Origin of the sequence: Mycobacterium colombiense (assembly GCF_001665835.1) — a bacterium.
GTDB classification, from domain to species: domain Bacteria; phylum Actinomycetota; class Actinomycetes; order Mycobacteriales; family Mycobacteriaceae; genus Mycobacterium; species Mycobacterium colombiense_A.
The window spans coordinates 57,535-73,607 of record NZ_LZSX01000018.1 but is presented as its reverse complement, the minus strand read 5'-3'; the positions used below and the strand labels follow the sequence as shown (position 1 = coordinate 73,607).

At 69.7% G+C, this 16,073-nt stretch carries 18 protein-coding genes; 14 read left to right on the top strand and 4 right to left on the bottom strand.

Translation table 11 applies throughout. The features are described 5' to 3' along the window. Window positions 1-2 precede the first annotated feature (2 nt). The 14 genes from A5760_RS27735 to A5760_RS04085 all read left to right on the top strand — a co-directional run bounded on the left by A5760_RS27735 (window position 3) and on the right by A5760_RS04085 (window position 11,663). Window positions 3-122, top strand: coding sequence for a DUF6893 family small protein (locus A5760_RS27735; RefSeq protein WP_419538215.1), 120 nt, complete (start codon window positions 3-5; stop codon window positions 120-122). Between the two features lie 17 nt (window positions 123-139). After that, window positions 140-637, top strand: coding sequence for a hydrogenase maturation protease (locus tag A5760_RS04145; protein ID WP_064877952.1), 498 nt, complete (start codon window positions 140-142; stop codon window positions 635-637). 3 nt (window positions 638-640) lie between these two features. Beyond that, window positions 641-907 carry a HypC/HybG/HupF family hydrogenase formation chaperone gene (locus A5760_RS04140; protein WP_064877950.1) on the top strand — a complete coding sequence of 89 codons (267 nt, stop codon included), beginning with the start codon at window positions 641-643 and terminating at the stop codon, window positions 905-907. Window position 908: 1 nt separating this feature from the next. Continuing rightward, on the top strand, window positions 909-3,278 hold the full coding sequence (gene hypF / locus A5760_RS04135) for a carbamoyltransferase HypF (RefSeq protein ID WP_064877948.1): 2,370 nt from the start codon (window positions 909-911) through the stop codon (window positions 3,276-3,278). Next, window positions 3,275-3,994 (top strand): HypC/HybG/HupF family hydrogenase formation chaperone, encoded by a 720-nt coding sequence (locus A5760_RS04130; protein ID WP_064877946.1) that lies wholly within the window; start codon window positions 3,275-3,277, stop codon window positions 3,992-3,994. Before hypF ends, A5760_RS04130 begins: the two co-directional genes overlap by 4 nt. Next, window positions 3,991-4,665 carry a D-sedoheptulose-7-phosphate isomerase gene (locus tag A5760_RS04125; protein WP_064877944.1) on the top strand — a complete coding sequence of 225 codons (675 nt, stop codon included), beginning with the start codon at window positions 3,991-3,993 and terminating at the stop codon, window positions 4,663-4,665. Before A5760_RS04130 ends, A5760_RS04125 begins: the two co-directional genes overlap by 4 nt. Then, window positions 4,665-5,777: a hydrogenase expression/formation protein HypE gene (gene hypE / locus A5760_RS04120; protein ID WP_064877942.1), complete on the top strand. Its 1,113-nt coding sequence runs from the start codon at window positions 4,665-4,667 to the stop codon at window positions 5,775-5,777. The genes A5760_RS04125 and hypE overlap by 1 nt, the downstream gene beginning before the upstream one ends. 21 nt (window positions 5,778-5,798) lie before the next feature. Then, window positions 5,799-6,071, top strand: coding sequence for a HypC/HybG/HupF family hydrogenase formation chaperone (locus A5760_RS04115; RefSeq protein ID WP_064877940.1), 273 nt, complete (start codon window positions 5,799-5,801; stop codon window positions 6,069-6,071). A gap of 14 nt (window positions 6,072-6,085) precedes the next feature. Continuing rightward, on the top strand, window positions 6,086-7,225 hold the full coding sequence (gene hypD / locus A5760_RS04110; protein ID WP_064877938.1) for a hydrogenase formation protein HypD: 1,140 nt from the start codon (window positions 6,086-6,088) through the stop codon (window positions 7,223-7,225). A gap of 3 nt (window positions 7,226-7,228) precedes the next feature. Next, complete coding sequence (locus A5760_RS04105; RefSeq protein ID WP_082279326.1) at window positions 7,229-7,975, top strand: DUF6390 family protein; 747 nt, start codon at window positions 7,229-7,231, stop codon at window positions 7,973-7,975. Between the two features lie 21 nt (window positions 7,976-7,996). Beyond that, window positions 7,997-9,121 carry an alkaline phosphatase family protein gene (locus A5760_RS04100; protein ID WP_064877936.1) on the top strand — a complete coding sequence of 375 codons (1,125 nt, stop codon included), beginning with the start codon at window positions 7,997-7,999 and terminating at the stop codon, window positions 9,119-9,121. 57 nt (window positions 9,122-9,178) lie between these two features. Then, on the top strand, window positions 9,179-10,027 hold the full coding sequence (locus tag A5760_RS04095) for an isocitrate lyase/PEP mutase family protein (RefSeq protein WP_064877934.1): 849 nt from the start codon (window positions 9,179-9,181) through the stop codon (window positions 10,025-10,027). Between the two features lie 69 nt (window positions 10,028-10,096). Beyond that, window positions 10,097-10,549 carry a hypothetical protein gene (locus tag A5760_RS04090; protein ID WP_064877932.1) on the top strand — a complete coding sequence of 151 codons (453 nt, stop codon included), beginning with the start codon at window positions 10,097-10,099 and terminating at the stop codon, window positions 10,547-10,549. 157 nt (window positions 10,550-10,706) lie between these two features. After that, window positions 10,707-11,663 (top strand): PPE family protein, encoded by a 957-nt coding sequence (locus A5760_RS04085; RefSeq protein ID WP_064877931.1) that lies wholly within the window; start codon window positions 10,707-10,709, stop codon window positions 11,661-11,663. Here A5760_RS04085 and A5760_RS04080 read toward each other — a convergent pair. From A5760_RS04080 to A5760_RS04065, 4 genes are read right to left on the bottom strand one after another with little or no spacing between them, the layout of a single operon-like run. Beyond that, entirely contained in the window at window positions 11,660-12,439 is a 780-nt protein-coding gene (locus A5760_RS04080) for a 3-oxoacyl-ACP reductase (protein ID WP_064877929.1), read from the bottom strand. The two genes, A5760_RS04085 and A5760_RS04080, sit on opposite strands and share 4 nt — an antisense overlap. Before the next feature lie 3 nt (window positions 12,440-12,442). Then, window positions 12,443-13,807, bottom strand: coding sequence for an aldehyde dehydrogenase family protein (locus A5760_RS04075; protein ID WP_064877927.1), 1,365 nt, complete (start codon window positions 13,805-13,807; stop codon window positions 12,443-12,445). After that, window positions 13,804-14,679, bottom strand: coding sequence for a gamma-glutamyl-gamma-aminobutyrate hydrolase family protein (locus tag A5760_RS04070; protein ID WP_155764194.1), 876 nt, complete (start codon window positions 14,677-14,679; stop codon window positions 13,804-13,806). The genes A5760_RS04075 and A5760_RS04070 overlap by 4 nt, the downstream gene beginning before the upstream one ends. Then, window positions 14,660-16,054, bottom strand: a complete 1,395-nt coding sequence (locus tag A5760_RS04065) for a glutamine synthetase family protein (RefSeq protein ID WP_064877925.1) — start codon at window positions 16,052-16,054, stop codon at window positions 14,660-14,662. Before A5760_RS04065 ends, A5760_RS04070 begins: the two co-directional genes overlap by 20 nt. Window positions 16,055-16,073: the final 19 nt, after the last annotated feature.

Sequence of the window (16,073 nt, the reverse complement as noted above, 5' to 3'; positions counted from 1 at the left end):
CCATGGAAGTCCTAGGTTGGATATTCATCGCCGTCATCGCGCTGGTGGCCGCAATCGCGCTTGCTCTGGGCGCGATATCGGTGCCGGATGCCCGCCGCTATTTCAAGTTGAGGCGGATGTAACCGACGCGAGTGCCACCATGACAACGCGCATCCTGATAGCCGGGATCGGCAACATCTTTCTGGGAGACGACGGGTTCGGCTCCGAAGTGGTCCGCAACGCGGAACTGCCCCAAGACGATCCGACGGTCCAGGTCATCGACTACGGAATCCGGGGCATGCACCTGGCCTACGACCTGCTCGAGGAGTGGGACACGCTGGTCCTGGTCGACGCCGTGCCCAGCCAGGGCCATCCCGGCACACTGCACGTCTTTCAGGCCGACCACAATTCGTCGCCCGAGACGAATGGCCTCGACGGACACAGCATGGATCCCGCCGCGGTCTTCGCCAGCCTGCGGGCGCTGGGCGGCCATCCGCCCTACACCGTGGTCGTCGGGTGCGAGGCGGGCAGCGTCCAGGAGGGCATCGGGCTGACCGAGCCCGTCGCGCAGGCCGTCCCGCGGGCGGCACGGGCGGTGGAGGAGATCGTCGCGGCGTTGCACGGCGCCACATCCTCGGCGGCCGAAAAGGGGTGCTGAACCATGTGTTTGGGCATACCGGGCCAGGTCATCGCAATGCTGGACGGTTACGAGGGCCAGCTCGCACTCGTCGACGTCACCGGTGAACAACGCAAGGTCAACGTCGGCATGTTGCCGGAGGAGACGTTCGCGCCCGGCGACTGGGTGATCATCCACATGGGCTTCGTCGTCGAGAAGACGGATCAGGCCGGGGCCGAACAGGCCATGGCCGGCTTGGAGCTGATGGGACGCGGCCGCACCGACCTGACATCCCACCCGGAGGGTGGCTGACATGACCGACACCCCCCTGCTGTTGCGGCCCGGCCCCCCTGACACCCAAGTGCGGCAGCGCGTCATGGTGACCGGCGTGGTACAGGGGGTCGGCTTCCGTCCATTCGTGCATCGGATCGCAACCGAGCTGGGCCTGGCCGGATTCGTCGGTAACGACTCGGGTGCGGTCTTCCTCGAGGTGCAGGGCCCGCCCGCCCCGGTGGCGGAATTCGGGCGTCGGCTGTGCGCCGAGGCGCCGCCCCTGGCGCGGATCGCCGAGGTACGGTTTGCCGACATCGTCGCCGATCCCGCGTGCCCACTCGAATTTATCATCGTGCCAAGCAGATTGGCCGCCGGCACGAGCACCCCCATCCCGCCCGACATCGCGGCGTGCGACGACTGCGTCGCCGAACTGTTCGACCCGCTCGACCGGCGCTACCGGCACCCGTTCGTGACGTGCACCAACTGCGGGCCGCGGTTCACCATCATCAGAGAGCTGCCCTACGACCGGCCGGCCACCACGATGTCGGGTTTCGCCATGTGTGCGCGCTGTGCCGGCGAATACCACGATCCGGCGGATCGCCGATTCCACGCGCAGCCGATCGCCTGCCCGGATTGCGGGCCGAGCTTGTGGTTCGAGTCGCCGGCCGGGCGGGTGAGCGGCTCGGACGCGGCGCTGACCGCCACCCAGGGCGCGCTGGCGTCCGGCGCCGTAGTGGCCATCAAGGGAGTGGGCGGCTACCACCTGGCCTGCACCGTCGACGACGCGGCGGCGGTCGACGCGTTACGGGCCCGGAAAGCGCGCGGCGCCAAACCCTTTGCCATGCTGGTGCGCGACCTCGACGTGGCGCGCCGCTACGCCCACCTCGACGCCACCGAGGCCGCGGCGCTGTCCAGTCCGGCCCGCCCGATCGTCTTGCTGCGGCGGCGCGCCGGCGCGCCGGTCGCCGTGGCCGTCGCGCCCGGCAGCCCGCTGCTGGGGCTGATGCTGCCGTACTCTCCCATTCATCACCTGCTGCTTGCGCCGGTACCCGGCGGCTCCGGACCGGCACCCGACGCACTGGTGCTGACCAGTGCCAACCGCTCCGATGAGCCCATCTGCTTCACCGACGACGATGCCGCACAACGACTTCCGGCGCTGTGCGATGCGGTGCTCGACCACGACCGGCCGATCCACGTGCCGTGCGACGACTCGGTGGTGCGCGTCGTGCACGACGAGGAGGGGGCCTACGAGCTGCCGATCCGCCGATCCCGCGGCTACGCGCCGCTGCCGATCGACCTGAAGCTCGAGGGCCCCGCCGTGCTGGCCGTGGGCGGCGAATTGAAGAACACCTTCTGCCTCACCGACGGCCGCCGAGCCTACCTGTCCGGACACATCGGCGACATGGCCACCTGGGAGACGCTGCGCGCGTTCGAGCGGGCGGTGAGCCAGCTCACCGAAATCCGCGGCAGGCCGGAGTGTCTGGCCGCCGACCTGCATCCCGGCTATCACACGCGGAGCTGGGCGGAGCGTCATGCGGACGACCGTCCGCTGGATCTGGTCCAGCACCATCACGCCCATGTGGTGTCGCTGCTGGCCGAACACGGGCGCCTCGGCGAACCCATCGTCGGGGTCTCCTTCGACGGCACCGGTTACGGCTGCGACGAAACCATTTGGGGCGGCGAGATTCTCACCCTCGACGCCCGGAGCCATCGCTTCGTTCGGGCCGGCCATCTGTCGGCGGTGCCACTGCCCGGTGGCGACGCGGCGGTGCGCAATCCGTGGCGGATGGCGCTGTCCCAGCTGTGGACGGCCGACATCGACTGGACCCCCGACCTGGCGCCGGTGGCGGCCGCGTCCGTCGACGAACTGCGGCTCACCCGTTCGCAATTGGAGACCGGGGCGGGCTGCGTGCCCTGTTCGAGCATGGGCCGCCTGTTCGACGCGGTCGCCTCCCTGCTCGGGGTGCGGCATCGCATCGACTACGAAGGGCAAGCCGCGATCGAACTCGAGGCGCTGGCGCAGTCGGCCGGCGAAACCTGCACGCGGCCGTCCTTGCCCCTGACGGTGGGCCTTGACGGGGTGATCGATCCGGCCCCGATGGTGCAGACGATGGTCGCGGCGTTGTACGCCGGGACACGACCGGCGTTGTTGGCCGCGGCGTTTCACCAGGCCGTCGCCGTCGCCGTCGCCGAGGTCGTCGCCCAGGTGGCGGGCGGCACCGCGCTGGTGGGCCTCACCGGCGGGGTGTTCCAGAACGTCCTGTTGCTGGACGCCTGCCGTACCCGGCTGCGGCAGAACGGGTTTGAGGTGCTCACGCATCGCATCGTGCCACCGAACGACGGCGGGCTGGCCCTGGGGCAGGCCGCGGTCTCGGTGCTGAGGGCGCAGGAGGAGGGGTTGACGCGATGATCACCACCGCCATCGATCGCGGACTGAGCGCCGAACTGGCCGAAGACCTCGCCGCCACCGCGCTGACCCTGGCCAAGCGGTTCGCCGCGGGCGCCACCATGTGGTCCATCGCGCCGTCGTGGGAACCCCACGCGCTGCACATCGCGGTCGAATTCGTCCACCCGGTGATCATGGGCAAGCGGGCCCTGCCGGCCGTGGCGTTGACCGGATCCGATCTGGTGGACCTGGTGCGGGTGTCGGTGCGCCCCGGCGACATCGTGGTCGCGATCTCGGGTGCGGACAATGCGGACGTGCGCTCGGTGATGCGCCGCGCCCCGGCCTGGGGCGCCACCACGATCTGGATCGGCAGCGGCGAGGCGCCCGCGGCCGCCATGGCGGATCACGTGCTGTGGCTGGACGATCCCGACCCGCGGGTGCCCGCCACCGGTGGCTTCGTGCTGTTCTATCACCTGCTGTGGGAGCTGACCCATGTGTGTTTCGAACACTCCGGGCTGCTCAAACCGAAACCCGACGACGAGGCCTGTGTCACGTGCAGCGACGAGGGCAGGCTCGGCGAAGTGGTGAGCGCTTCGGTCGACGGACAGGCCAGGGTGCGCACCGCCCGGGGAATCGAGGACGTGATCACCACACTGGTCGGCCCGGTCGCTCCCGGTGAGTTGGTACTGGTGCATGCCGGAACGGCGATCAGCCGCGTGGATGCGGAGGACGTTTCATGAGTCCCACCGACGAGCCCACCAACTTCTTGTACCCGTTCATCGACGCCGAAGAGGACGACCCCTCCGCGCTGCTCGCCGACCTCGCGGCATCCGCGCAGGCCAAGGCGTCCGAAAGCCTCGCACTGCGGCGCTCCACGCTGGAAGCCAACGCCGACCTGCTGGCGGCCGCCGCCGCCGAGCTGGCGCGCCGATTCGCCGCGGGCGGAAGGATGTTCACCTTCGGCAACGGCGGCAGCTGCACCGACTGCACCACCCTGGCCGGGCTGTTCGCGCGGCCACCGCTCGGCAATCCCCTGCCGGCCTGGTCGCTGACCGCCGACCAGGCGATCCTGACCGCGCTGGGCAACGACGTCGGGTTCGAGCTGGTGTTCGCCCGGCAGCTGATCGCCCGCGCGCGCGACGGCGACATCGCGATCGCGATGTCCACCAGCGGCAATTCGCCCAACCTGCTGACGGCGCTGGCCGAGGCGCACAAGCGCGGCCTGTACACCATCGGTTTCGCCGGCTACGACGGCGGCGCCTTCGTGAACAACCCGAACGTGGACGCCTGCCTGGTCGTTCGTTCGCAGAGCGTGCACCGCATTCAGGAATCGCAGGCGCTGGTCGGCTACCAGTTGTGGCTGGCCGTCCACGATTGCCTTGGCACTACTCGAGATTGGGGCGCGGCATGATGAACAAGTCTGCGGGCGACTATCTGTCGTCGGGGCCGCGGTTCGGCGAAGGCGATGTGATCGAGCGGATCGAGTCGTTCCGCCGGCGCCGCCCCCGGCTGCTCGACGATCACGTGACCCTGGCACATGGGGCGGGCGGCAAGGCGTCGGCGGCGCTGGTGGACGCGGTGTTCATCGAGGCGTTTCGCAACCCGCTCCTCGAGTCGCTGGGCGACGGCGCCGTCCTGGCCCTACCCAGCGGCGAGCGGGTCGCGATGTCGACGGATTCCTTTGTGGTGCAGCCCCGCCGGTTTCCCGGCGGCTCCATCGGAGAGCTCGCGATTCACGGCACCTGCAACGACCTCGCGGTGGCCGGCGCCGTGCCGTCCTGGATCTCGGCGGCGTTCGTGCTCGAAGAGGGCTTTCCGATCGCCGAATTGAAAGAGATCGTCGCCGACATGGCCGCCGCGGCCACGGCCGCCGGCGTGCAGGTCGTCACCGGCGACACCAAGGTGGTACCCAAGGGCGCGGCCGACGGCCTGTTCATCACCACCGCCGGGACCGGCGTCATCCCCTCGGGCCGCACGCTGTCGGCGCAGTCGGTCCGCGCCGGAGACAAGGTGTTGCTGTCCGGGTCGATGGGCGATCACGGCATGGCGGTGATGCTCGCCCGGGGCGATCTGGCCATCGAGGCCGACATCGCCTCGGACACCGCATCGGTCAGCCCGCTGGTGGAGTTGTTGATGGCGGCCGCCCCATCCACCCGATGGATGCGTGACGCGACCCGGGGCGGGGTCGGCACGGTGTGCAACGAGCTGGCCCAGGCCTGCGGCCTCGGGGTGCTGCTCGAAGAGGAACGACTTCCGGTGGCGCCCATGGTGAACGGCGCCTGCGAACTGCTCGGCATCGACCCGCTCTACGTCGCCAACGAGGGCAAGTTCGTCGCCGTCGTCGCACCCGAGGAGGCCGAGGCCGGACTGGCCGCATTACGGTCGCACCCCCTGGGCGCGCAGGCGGCCGAGGTCGGGGAAATCGTCACCGAACCCGCGGAAAGCGTGGTGCTGCGCACCGGATTCGGCGGGACCCGGATCGTCGACATGCTGGTCGGCGACCCGCTGCCCCGGATCTGTTGATCAGAAAGGAGATAGGCCGACATGTGCCTAGGAATTCCGGGCCGGATCGTGGAGATCACCGATCCCGCCAACTGCTTGGCCAAGGTTGACGTCAGCGGCGTGCAGCGGGCGATCAGCGTCCGGCTGCTGGAGAACGACATGCCCGCACCGGACGACTGGGTGCTGGTACACGTCGGGTTCGCGATGGCCAAGATCGACGAGACCGAGGCCCTGCTGACCCTGGCCGCCATCAAGAAACTCGGCGACACCTACGCAGTCGAAATGCAGGCCTTCGATTCGTCGGCCATCATCTGACCCAAGGAGCGGCAATGAAATTCGTTGACGAATTCCGCGACCCGGCCGCGGCGCGCAAGCTGCTGACGGCCATCGAGCACCTGGCCGGGACCGGCGGCGAGGACTTCAAGTTCATGGAGGTGTGCGGCGGACACACGCACACCATCTACCGGCACGGCATCGAACACCTGTTGCCCGACAACGTCGAGTTGGTGCACGGCCCGGGCTGCCCGGTCTGCGTGATCCCGATGGGCCGCATCGACGACGCGATGTGGCTGGCCGGCCAGCCCGACGTGATCTTCACCTGTTTCGGGGACATGATGCGGGTGCCCGGCTCGCACGGCAGCCTGCTGGACGCCAAGGCCCGTGGGGCCGACGTGCGATTCGTCTACTCGCCGCTGGACGCGCTGAAGATCGCGGTCGACAACCCCGGCAAGCAAGTGGTGTTCTTCGCCATCGGTTTCGAGACCACCGCGCCCTCGACCGCGGTAACGCTGGTGCGCGCGCGCGAATTGGGCCTGCCCAACTTCAGTGTCTTCTGCAACCACGTCACCATCGTGCCGCCGATCAGGGCCATCCTGGAGTCACCGGACCTGCGGCTGTCGGGTTTCATCGGCCCCGGGCACGTGTCCACCGTGGTGGGCAACCGCCCCTACCGGTTCGTCCCGGAGGTGTATCGAAAGCCGTTGGTGGTGGCCGGTTTCGAGCCGCTGGACATCCTGGCCTCGGTCGCGATGCTGCTGCGTCAGATACGTGAGGGCCGCTGCGAGGTGGAGAACCAGTACAAGCGCGTGGTGCCCGAGCACGGCAACCCCGCGGCTCTGGCGTTGATGGGCAAGGTGTTCGCGCTGCGTCCGCACTTCGAATGGCGCGGGCTGGGCTTCATCTCGCAAAGCGCGCTGCGGCTGCACGACGATTTCGCCGAGTTCGACGCCGAGCTGCGATTCGCGATGCCCGGCGTGCGCGTCGCCGACCCGAAGGCCTGCCAGTGCGGTGAGGTGCTCAAGGGTGTGCTGAAGCCTTGGGAATGCAAGGTTTTCGGCACCGCCTGCACACCGGAGACGCCGATCGGAACCTGCATGGTGTCCCCGGAGGGCGCCTGCGCGGCCTACTACAACTTCGGCCGCATGCACCGCGACGCCGTCAAGCTGGTGGGCCAGGCCGGTCGGGGGTGATCCTTGGCCGATCCGGACAGCCGCGACAAGGGCGCCGAGATGTTCGCCCGCTACGCCTACGCGCCCAACGCGCTCGGCTACTGTGGGCCGCCGTTGGGGGCCACCCTGCGCGACGGATCGGTCGCCGACGTGCGCAGGGCGGCGACCAAGTTCTCCGGCGCGTGGCCGTATCTGCGGGTGCTGTCGAAACTGACCGGCATCGCCGACCCACTGGATTACCGTCTGGTCGAATCGTATTGGCTCGGCGGCGGCGTCGCCGCCGGCTTGGACCCGCAGGAATTCTTCGACGCGCTGCTCGCGATCATCGGCCCGCAGGCAGGCCACTACTGGTCGCACCTGACCGCGGATCTGGCGTGCGAGGCCGTCGGCAATCACTGCTTCCACGTGTTCGGGGTGTATCCGTGGACGCGGTTCCTGGGTCGGGGTATGGACGAGCAGCCGCTGAGCGTGCTGGATAACTGCCGAATCACCTCTGGGACAGTGCTTTCCCGCGCCGCCGACCGAGTCGAGGTGTTGTGCCGGAGGCTGGCCTGGGATGGTCGGGCCCTCACGCTGTCGAAACCATCGGCTCGCGTGCTCGAGGTGTGGGCCGACGGGTACAGCGCCGTGCCCGACGTGGCCGCCGGTGATGTGGTGGCGATGCACTGGGGCCGGTTGTGCGGCCGGCTGTCGCCTGGGCAGCTCTGTGCGCTGACCGACAGCACGAACCGGCAGCTGCTGGCCACCGGCCACCGACTGGCGCGCGTCTGACTTCGCCGCCAGACTGGCCCCGTGCCCGGTTCTCTGTGCGACGTGCTGCCCACCGCGGCCGCGCTGCTCGGGGTCCCGGACGCAGTCGACAACCTGGCGGTGGCGGACTGGGTCGACGCCGACCGGATCGACCGGGTGCTCGTCGTGCTGGTCGACGGGCTGGGCTGGCACCTGCTTCCGCAGCTGGCCGGCGGCGCACCGCTGCTCGCGTCCGTGCTTGCCGGTGCCACCGGGCGACTGACCCGGCTGGACTGCACGTTCCCGTCGACCACGCCGACCAGCCTGGTGTCACTGGGCACCGGCGCGCTCCCGGGCGAACACGGAATCCTGGGCTTCACCCTCAAAATGCCCGGCACCGACCGGGTGCTCAACCACGTCCGGTGGCGCGACGACCCGCCCCCCACCATCTGGCAGCCGGTGCCGACCTGGTTCGAGCGGCTCAAAAACGCCGGCGTGAGCGCCCGCGCCGTGCTGCCGGCCGCGTTCATCGGCAGCGGACTGTCCGAGGCCGCGTATCGCGGCGCCGAATTCCACCCGGCCGGCCCCACCGACGACTACGCGCGGCTGGTGGCCGACGAGCTGCGCGCGGCGCCCGGGCTGGTCTACGGCTACACCGCGGAGCTCGACACCGCCGCCCACGTCTTCGGCATCGGCTCCGAGCAGTGGCATGCTGCGGCGGCCAACATCGACGCGCTGCTGTCGCGCCTGCTCGACGCGCTGCCGGCGAACGCGGCGGTGCTGGTGACCGCCGACCACGGCGGCATCAACGTCCCACCCGAGGGGCGCGTCGACCTCGACACCGACCCCCGGCTGGCCGAGGGAATCCGGGTGGTGGCCGGCGAACCGCGGGTGCGGTATCTGCACACCGCGCCGGGCGCCGCCGCCGACGTGCAGGCCGCGTGGGGCGAGCTGCTGGACGGCCGCGCCACCGTGTACAGCCGCGAGCAGGCGGTGGCCGCCGGCATGTTCGGGCCGGTCGCCGCGCCACACACCGAGCGGCTCGGCGACGTGGTGGTCGTCTGTTCCGGCGACACCGCGGTGCTGGCCAGCGCACACGAACCCCCGGAAACGGCCCGCCTGATCGGCTTTCACGGCGGAGCCACCGCGGCGGAGATGGCGATTCCGCTCCTCGCTTTCCGGCCGTAGCGCTTGTCGGTGGCCGGTGCTACATCTGCATGCAGACTCCCCCAGATCGGACTGGCCATGGATGACACCGAACGGACCCGTCGTGGCGACGAATTCCGACGCCTGCACGCCGGCGACGAGATTCTCGTGCTCCCCAATCCCTGGGACATCGGCACCGCCCGGTTGTTCGCCAACCTCGGGTTTCGTGCACTGGCGACCACCAGCGCCGGCCTGGCGTTCTCGCTGGGCCGGCGCGATGGCGACGGCGCGGTCAGCAGGGACGAAGCCCTCGAACACGCGCGCGCCATCGTCGGGGCAACCCCGCTTCCGGTGACCGCGGATCTGGAGAACGGGTTCGGCGACGCCCCCGAGACGGTGGCCGAAACCGTGCGTCTGGCGGGCGAGGCCGGCCTGGCCGGGGCCTCGATCGAGGACGCCACCTACGCCACCGACGCGCCGATCTTCCCCCGCGAGCTGGCGATTGAGCGCATCCAGGCCGCCGTCGAGGCCGCGCGGGCGCTGCCTCATCCCTTCACACTGACCGCCCGCTCGGAGAACTTCATCCGCGGCCGCCCGGACCTCGACGACACGGTGTCCCGGCTGCAGGCATTCGAGGCGGCCGGCGCCGATGTGTTGTACGCACCCGGCCTGCCCGACGAGGCCGCGCTGCGCCGGGTGTGCGGCAGCGTCAACCGGCCGTTCAACTATGTCGCCGGGTTCGGGCCGGCGACTTTCACGCTCGTGCAGCTCAAGGAATTCGGGGTGCGCAGGGTGTCGATCGGCACCTCCTTTTGCCGCACCGGGCTTACCGCCGTCGTCCGTGCCGCACGCGAAGTGCTCGAAAACGGCTCGTTCGACTATGTCGACGGCATTCACAGCGTCGCCGACTTCAACGAGCTCATCGATCCCCGCGGGTCCGATCGCTGACGGACTCGGATCGAGTTCACAGCTCGCTGGGACCGTTCACCGATTTTCGCGCGGTACATTCGGTGCACTGTGGTTGTCCGGGGCGTTGGCGTAACTCGGCGATGGCAGCTGGCCATCGCGGTTACCGCCGCGCTGGGGGTGTTCATCGCCCTGGTCACGGGTTCGTGGCTGCGGCCCAACTTCGCCGCGGCGGCGCCGCCGGAGCCGGCGGCCTGGTCGGCGGCAACGGTCGGCACGCACGCCGGGCTGACGCATGACCGTCCGGTCGCCCTCGGCCGGGCCGCCCTCGCTGCCGCGCGGTCGTCGGCACCGGCGAACAAGAACAAGCCGTTCCGCAGCGCGTGGATGACCAAGGAACGGCCCCTGACGTGGAACCGCTTGTCACCGCAATCGGTGCTGACGACGGCGCCATCGTCGTTCACCCCGATAGGGTTTGCGCCCGGCGGGACCCAGCCCCGCGCACCCGCGGCCATCGCGTCCGACCGAGATATCTTGACCCGGATCTGCATCGCCCGCCGCTGATCGTTACATCCTGGACGGGCGTGTTTCGCCGACGCACGGTGTGTGCGCGCGACACTTGAGCGAACCCACGGCTTGTAACCCTCGTGTCTATCTCGTGAAAGAAGACCCTCATGTTTTCGGGCACCACATGTACCGCCACAGGCAGGCGGAGGTTGTAATGAGTTTCGCGACGCTACCTCCGGAGATCAGCTCCGGGCTGATGTATTCGGGTCCCGGCGCGGGATCGATGACCCGCGCCGCCGCGGCGTGGGAAGCGTTGGCCGTACGGCTCTTCAGCGCGGCGGCCGACTACCGGGCGGTTACCGCACGGCTGGCGGCGGACGGCGACGGCGCGGCGCTCAGCCAAGCCGCGGCATGCTACGTCGACTGGCTCGACGCCGTCGCGACCCGCAGCGAGCACGCGGCCACCCAGCTCGCGGCGGCGGCCGGCGCGCATCAGTCGGCCTTCGCGGCGACGGTGCCGCCGCAGGAGGTCACCGGCAACCGGACGCAACGAATATCGCTGGTGTCGACGAATTGTCTGGGCCAGCGGAGCGCGGCGATCGCGAACGTCGATGCCGAGTACGACGCGATGTGGGCGCGAAACGCCGACGCCATGTACGCCTACGCCGAGGCCGCGGCCGCCGCCGTGACGATGGCCCCCTTCCCCGCGCCGCACGGCAATCCCGCTGTGACCAAACGTAATTGGGCCCTGCAGTCGGCGCCGGACGTCATATCCGCCGGCTGCGAACTGATGTCGGTGATACCCGACACCCTCAAACGGCTGTCGTCGTCGCCGCTGAGCACGCTCGAAGCATCCCTCGCCGCGGTCACCCCGTGGCTGTCGAAACTGAATTCGGTGACCGCGCCGTCGGACTTCGCGATCGGCCATCTCAATTCGATGAACAAGACCGCGGCCCTGCAATCGCTGTTCCCCAGGCCGGCTGTCCCCAACGGCGTGAACGCGCGGCTGGGCCGCGGGATGCCGGTCGGTGTGCTGTCGGTGCCGCGCGCCTGGGCGGCCGCCGCCCCCATGATGGAGCGGCTGCGTGAGGACCGGGTCGGCGAGCCCATCCACTTGGTCGCGATCAGCGAGCATCCCGGGTCACATGCGGCCGACAAGTACGGCGGTTAAAGCGGGGTGACGTAGGCCGCGCTGATGCCGCCGTCGACCATGAACGTCGAAGCGGTGATGAATGACGCGTCATCGCTAGCCAAAAACGCTACTGCCGAAGCGATTTCGTCGGGATTGGCGAATCGGCCGACCGGGACGTGCACCAGCCGGCGGGCGGCCCGCTCGGGGTCCTTGGCGAAAAGCTCTTGCAGTAGCGGGGTGTTGACCGGCCCGGGGCACAGCGCGTTCACCCGGATGCCCTGCCGGGCGAACTGCACACCCAGTTCGCGCGACATGGCCAGCACGCCGCCCTTGGAGGCGGTGTAGGAGATCTGCGACGTCGCCGACCCCAGGACGGCGACGAACGACGCCGTGTTGATGATCGAGCCTTTCTGCGCGGGAACCATGTGCCGCAACGCCGCCCGGCAACACAGGTACACCGACTTCAGGTTGACGTCCTGGACGCGTTGCCACGCCGGCAGTTCGGTGTTCTCGATCAGATCGTCGTCGGGCGGCGAGATGCCGGCGTTGTTGAACGCGATGTCGATGCGCGCGTGGGCCCGCGCCGCGGTATCGAAGAGCGCGTTGACCGCGTTCTCATCGGCCACGTCGGTGGGCACGAACAAGCCGGACAGTTCGTCGGCCGCGGCCCCGCCCGCGTCGGCGTCGATGTCGCCGATCACGATGGTGGCACCCTCGGCATGCATCCGCCGAGCCGCGGCCAGCCCGATGCCGCCGCCGGCGCCGGTGACGACGGCCACGCGGCCCGCCAATCGTTGGGTGAGATCGACCGCCACCGCCTAATCCTCTCTGATCGCGATGAACACGTTCTTGGTCTCGGTGAAGTGCAACGGCGCATCCGGGCCTAGCTCACGGCCCAGCCCGGACTGCTTGAACCCGCCGAACGGCGTGCTGTACCGCACCGACGAGTGCGAATTCACCGATAGATTCCCGGATTCGATCGCCCGCGACACGCGCAGCGCACGGGACAGGTCGTCGGTCCAGATCGATCCGGACAGCCCGTAGCTGGTGTCGTTGGCCAGGGTGATGGCGTCGTGCTCGTCGTCGAAGGTCAGCACCGTGACCACCGGCCCGAAGATCTCGTCGGTGACGCTGCGGTCGGTGCGCTGCGGAGTCAGAACCGTTGGCGGGAACCAGAATCCGCGTCCGGACGGCGCGGCGCCGCGAAATGCGACAGGGGCGTCGTCGGGCACATACGACGCCACCTTGTCGCGGTGCGCGGCCGACACCAGCGGACCCATCTCGGTGCTCCGGGACGCCGGGTCGCCGACCACGACGCGGGTGACGGCGGGTTCGAGCAGCTCCATGAACCGGTCGTAGACGCTGCGCTGCACCAGGATTCGGCTGCGGGCGCAGCAGTCCTGGCCCGCGTTGTCGAACACGCCGGCCGGTGCGGTCGCGGCGGCGCGCTCGAGGTCGCAGTCGGCGAACACGATGTTGGCGCTCTTGCCGCCCAGTTCCAGGGTCACCCGCTTCACCAGAGCGGCCGCACCGGTCATCACCTGCTTGCCGACGTCGGTGGACCCGGTGAACACGATCTTGCGGATGCCGGGGTGGGTGACGAACCGCTCCCCGACCACCGCACCCCGACCCGGCAGCACCTGCAGCAGGTCCGCGTCGAGGCCGGCTTGCACCGCGAGCTCACCGAGCCGGATGGTGGTCAGCGGCGTCGCCTCGGCGGGTTTGATCAGCACGGCGTTGCCCGCGGCCAGGGCCGGAGCGAAACCCCACGACGCGATGGGCATCGGGAAGTTCCACGGCGTGATCACGCCGACCACGCCCATCGGCTCGTTGAACGTGACGTCCAGGCCACCGGCGACGGGAATTTGCTTGCCGGACAAGCGTTCCGGACTGGCCGCGTAGAAGTTCAACACGTCGCGGACGTGACCGGCCTCCCATTCGGCCGACGCGATGGGATGCCCGGAGTTGGCGACCTCGAGTGCGGCCAGCTCGCCGAGATGGGCGTCGACGGCGGCGGCAAAGGCCCGCAGGCCGGCGGCCCGCTCGGCCGGGGACAACCGCGCCCACCGCCGCTGGGCCGCCCGCGCCCGGTCCACCGCGTCGTCGACCGCCGCGGCATCGGCGTGCTCGACCGAGCGCAGCACTTCCTCGGTCGCCGGGTTGATCAGCCGCGCGGCACTCAACTCGCCCGCCCCGCGTAGGACCGGGCGGCGTCGACGATCGCTGCGAACAACCGCAGGTCTTGCAGCGACTGTTCCGGATGCCATTGCACCGCAAGCACAAACCTGTCGCCCGGCAGCTCCAGCCCCTCGACGACGCCGTCCGCGTCCCGCGCGCTGACCACCAGGCCGTCCCCCACCCGGTCGACGGCCTGATGGTGATAGCTCGGCGCATCGGCGGACTCCCCGACCAATGCGGCCAGCCGGGTACCCGCCACCGTGCGCACCGGCAGCCTGGTGAACACCCCGTTGCCCGCCCGGTGCCCGCTGTGCCCGAGCACGTCGGGCAGGTGCTGGTGCAGCGTACCGCCCAGCGCGACGTTGAGCACCTGTGCGCCGCGGCAGATTCCCAGCACCGGCAGGCCCCGCCGAAGCGCGCCCTGCAACAGCGCGAATTCCCATGCGTCGCGGTCGGTGCGGGGGGCGTCGGTGGTCGGGTGCGGTGGCTGACCGTAGCTGGCGGGGTCCAGGTCGTATCCCCCGGTGATCACCAGCGCGTGCAAGCCGTCCAGGACCGAGTCGACGATCTCGGCGTCCACCGGCTGCGGCGGCAGCAGCACCGCGATCCCGCCGGCCAGGATGACGCCTTCGAAATAATCGGCGGGCAGGTACCCGGCCCGGATGTCCCAGATGCCGGTCTGCACCTGCTCCAGATACGTCGTCAGGCCGATCACCGGGTGGCTTCGCGGCGGGTCGCCACCATCGAACCGTGGCGATCGCAAGCGCGGCGCAGCCGGGCGCGGCGGGTCGCCACCATCGAACCGTGGCGATCGCAAGCGCGGCGCAGCCGGGCGCGGCGGATCGCCACCATCGGACCTAGAGGCGTTCAAACCCACGCATCCTCTCCCAGTCGGTGACCGCCGCGTTGAACGCCGCCAGCTCCACCCGGGCGTTGTTCAGATAGTGGGCGACCACGTCGTCGCCGAACACGTCCCGCGCGAGCGTCGAGCGCTCGAACACCGAGGCCGCCTCTGCCAGCGTGACGGGCAACCGCTCGACGCCGGGAGCCTGGTAGGCGTTTCCCGCGCAGGGCTCCGGTAGCTCGAGGCCCCGTTCGATACCGTACAGCCCGCCGGCGACCATCGCCGCCACCGCCAGATACGGGTTGACGTCGCCGCCGGGGACGCGGCACTCGACCCGGGTGTTGGGCCCGTGGCCGACCACCCGCAGCGCGCAGGTCCGATTGTCCAAACCCCACGCCAGCGCGGTCGGCGCGAAACTGCCGTCGGCGAATCGCTTGTAGGAGTTGATGTTCGGCGCGTAAAAGAGCGTGAGGTCGCCCAAGGTGGCCAGCAGGCCGGCCAGGAAACCACCGAACGCCGGCGACATGCCGTGCGGGCGGCTGGGGTCGGCGAACACCGCACCGCCCTGCGGGTCACGCAGCGAGAGGTGAATATGACAGCTGTTCCCTTCTCGCTCATCGTATTTCGCCATGAACGTCAGGCTCTTGCCATGTTGGTCGGCGATCTCCTTGGCACCGTTCTTGTAGATGACGTGGTTGTCACAGGTGACCAGCGCGTCGGCGTACCGGAAACCGATTTCCTGCTGCCCCCTGTTGCATTCGCCTTTGACGGCCTCGAATCGCAGGCCGGCGCCGATCATTCCCCGACGGATGTCGCGCAGCAGCGGCTCCATACGCGACGACGCCGAGATCGCGTAGTCGATGTTGTAGTCGCTGGCCGGGGTCAGCCCGCGGTACCCGGTGGCCCAGGCCTGGCGGTAGGGCTCGTCGAACACGATGAATTCCAGCTCGGTGGCGACGTCGGCGGCCAGGCCCCGGTCGGCCAGCCGGTCCAGCTGGCGGCGCAGGATCGCCCGCGGCGACACGGTGACCGGGCTGCCGTCGGCCCAGCCCACGTCGGCGATCACCAACGCCGTGCCGGGCAGCCAGGGAATGCGGCGCAGGGTGGACAGGTCGGGCCTGGCCACCGTGTCGCCGTATCCGGTGTCCCAGCTCGACATCGCATACCCGCCCACGGTGTTCATGTCGACGTCGACGGCGAGGAGGTAGCCGCAGCACTCGGCGCCGTGGGCGGCGACCTCGTCGAGGAACAGCCGCGCGTCGATCCGCTTCCCGACCAGCCGGCCCTGCATGTCGGCGAACGCCACGATGACGGTATCCACCTCGCCGGCGCCCGCGAGTCGTTCGAGCGCGGCCAACGACAACATCGCGGCATTCGGATCGGTCAGAGCACGTTCTTCACTGGCCATGACCGTCAGTCAACCAGGC

Excerpts from the sequence above, each read along its gene's own strand:
- A5760_RS27735 (WP_419538215.1), top strand. The coding sequence starts at position 3 with ATGGAAGTCCTAGGTTGGATATTCATCGCCGTCATCGCGCTGGTGGCC.
- A5760_RS04145 (WP_064877952.1), top strand. The coding sequence starts at position 140 with ATGACAACGCGCATCCTGATAGCCGGGATCGGCAACATCTTTCTGGGA.
- A5760_RS04140 (WP_064877950.1), top strand. The coding sequence starts at position 641 with ATGTGTTTGGGCATACCGGGCCAGGTCATCGCAATGCTGGACGGTTAC.
- hypF (WP_064877948.1), top strand. The coding sequence starts at position 909 with ATGACCGACACCCCCCTGCTGTTGCGGCCCGGCCCCCCTGACACCCAA.
- A5760_RS04130 (WP_064877946.1), top strand. The coding sequence starts at position 3,275 with ATGATCACCACCGCCATCGATCGCGGACTGAGCGCCGAACTGGCCGAA.
- A5760_RS04125 (WP_064877944.1), top strand. The coding sequence starts at position 3,991 with ATGAGTCCCACCGACGAGCCCACCAACTTCTTGTACCCGTTCATCGAC.
- hypE (WP_064877942.1), top strand. The coding sequence starts at position 4,665 with ATGAACAAGTCTGCGGGCGACTATCTGTCGTCGGGGCCGCGGTTCGGC.
- A5760_RS04115 (WP_064877940.1), top strand. The coding sequence starts at position 5,799 with ATGTGCCTAGGAATTCCGGGCCGGATCGTGGAGATCACCGATCCCGCC.
- hypD (WP_064877938.1), top strand. The coding sequence starts at position 6,086 with ATGAAATTCGTTGACGAATTCCGCGACCCGGCCGCGGCGCGCAAGCTG.
- A5760_RS04095 (WP_064877934.1), top strand. The coding sequence starts at position 9,179 with ATGGATGACACCGAACGGACCCGTCGTGGCGACGAATTCCGACGCCTG.
- A5760_RS04085 (WP_064877931.1), top strand. The coding sequence starts at position 10,707 with ATGAGTTTCGCGACGCTACCTCCGGAGATCAGCTCCGGGCTGATGTAT.
- A5760_RS04065 (WP_064877925.1), bottom strand. The coding sequence starts at position 16,054 with ATGGCCAGTGAAGAACGTGCTCTGACCGATCCGAATGCCGCGATGTTG.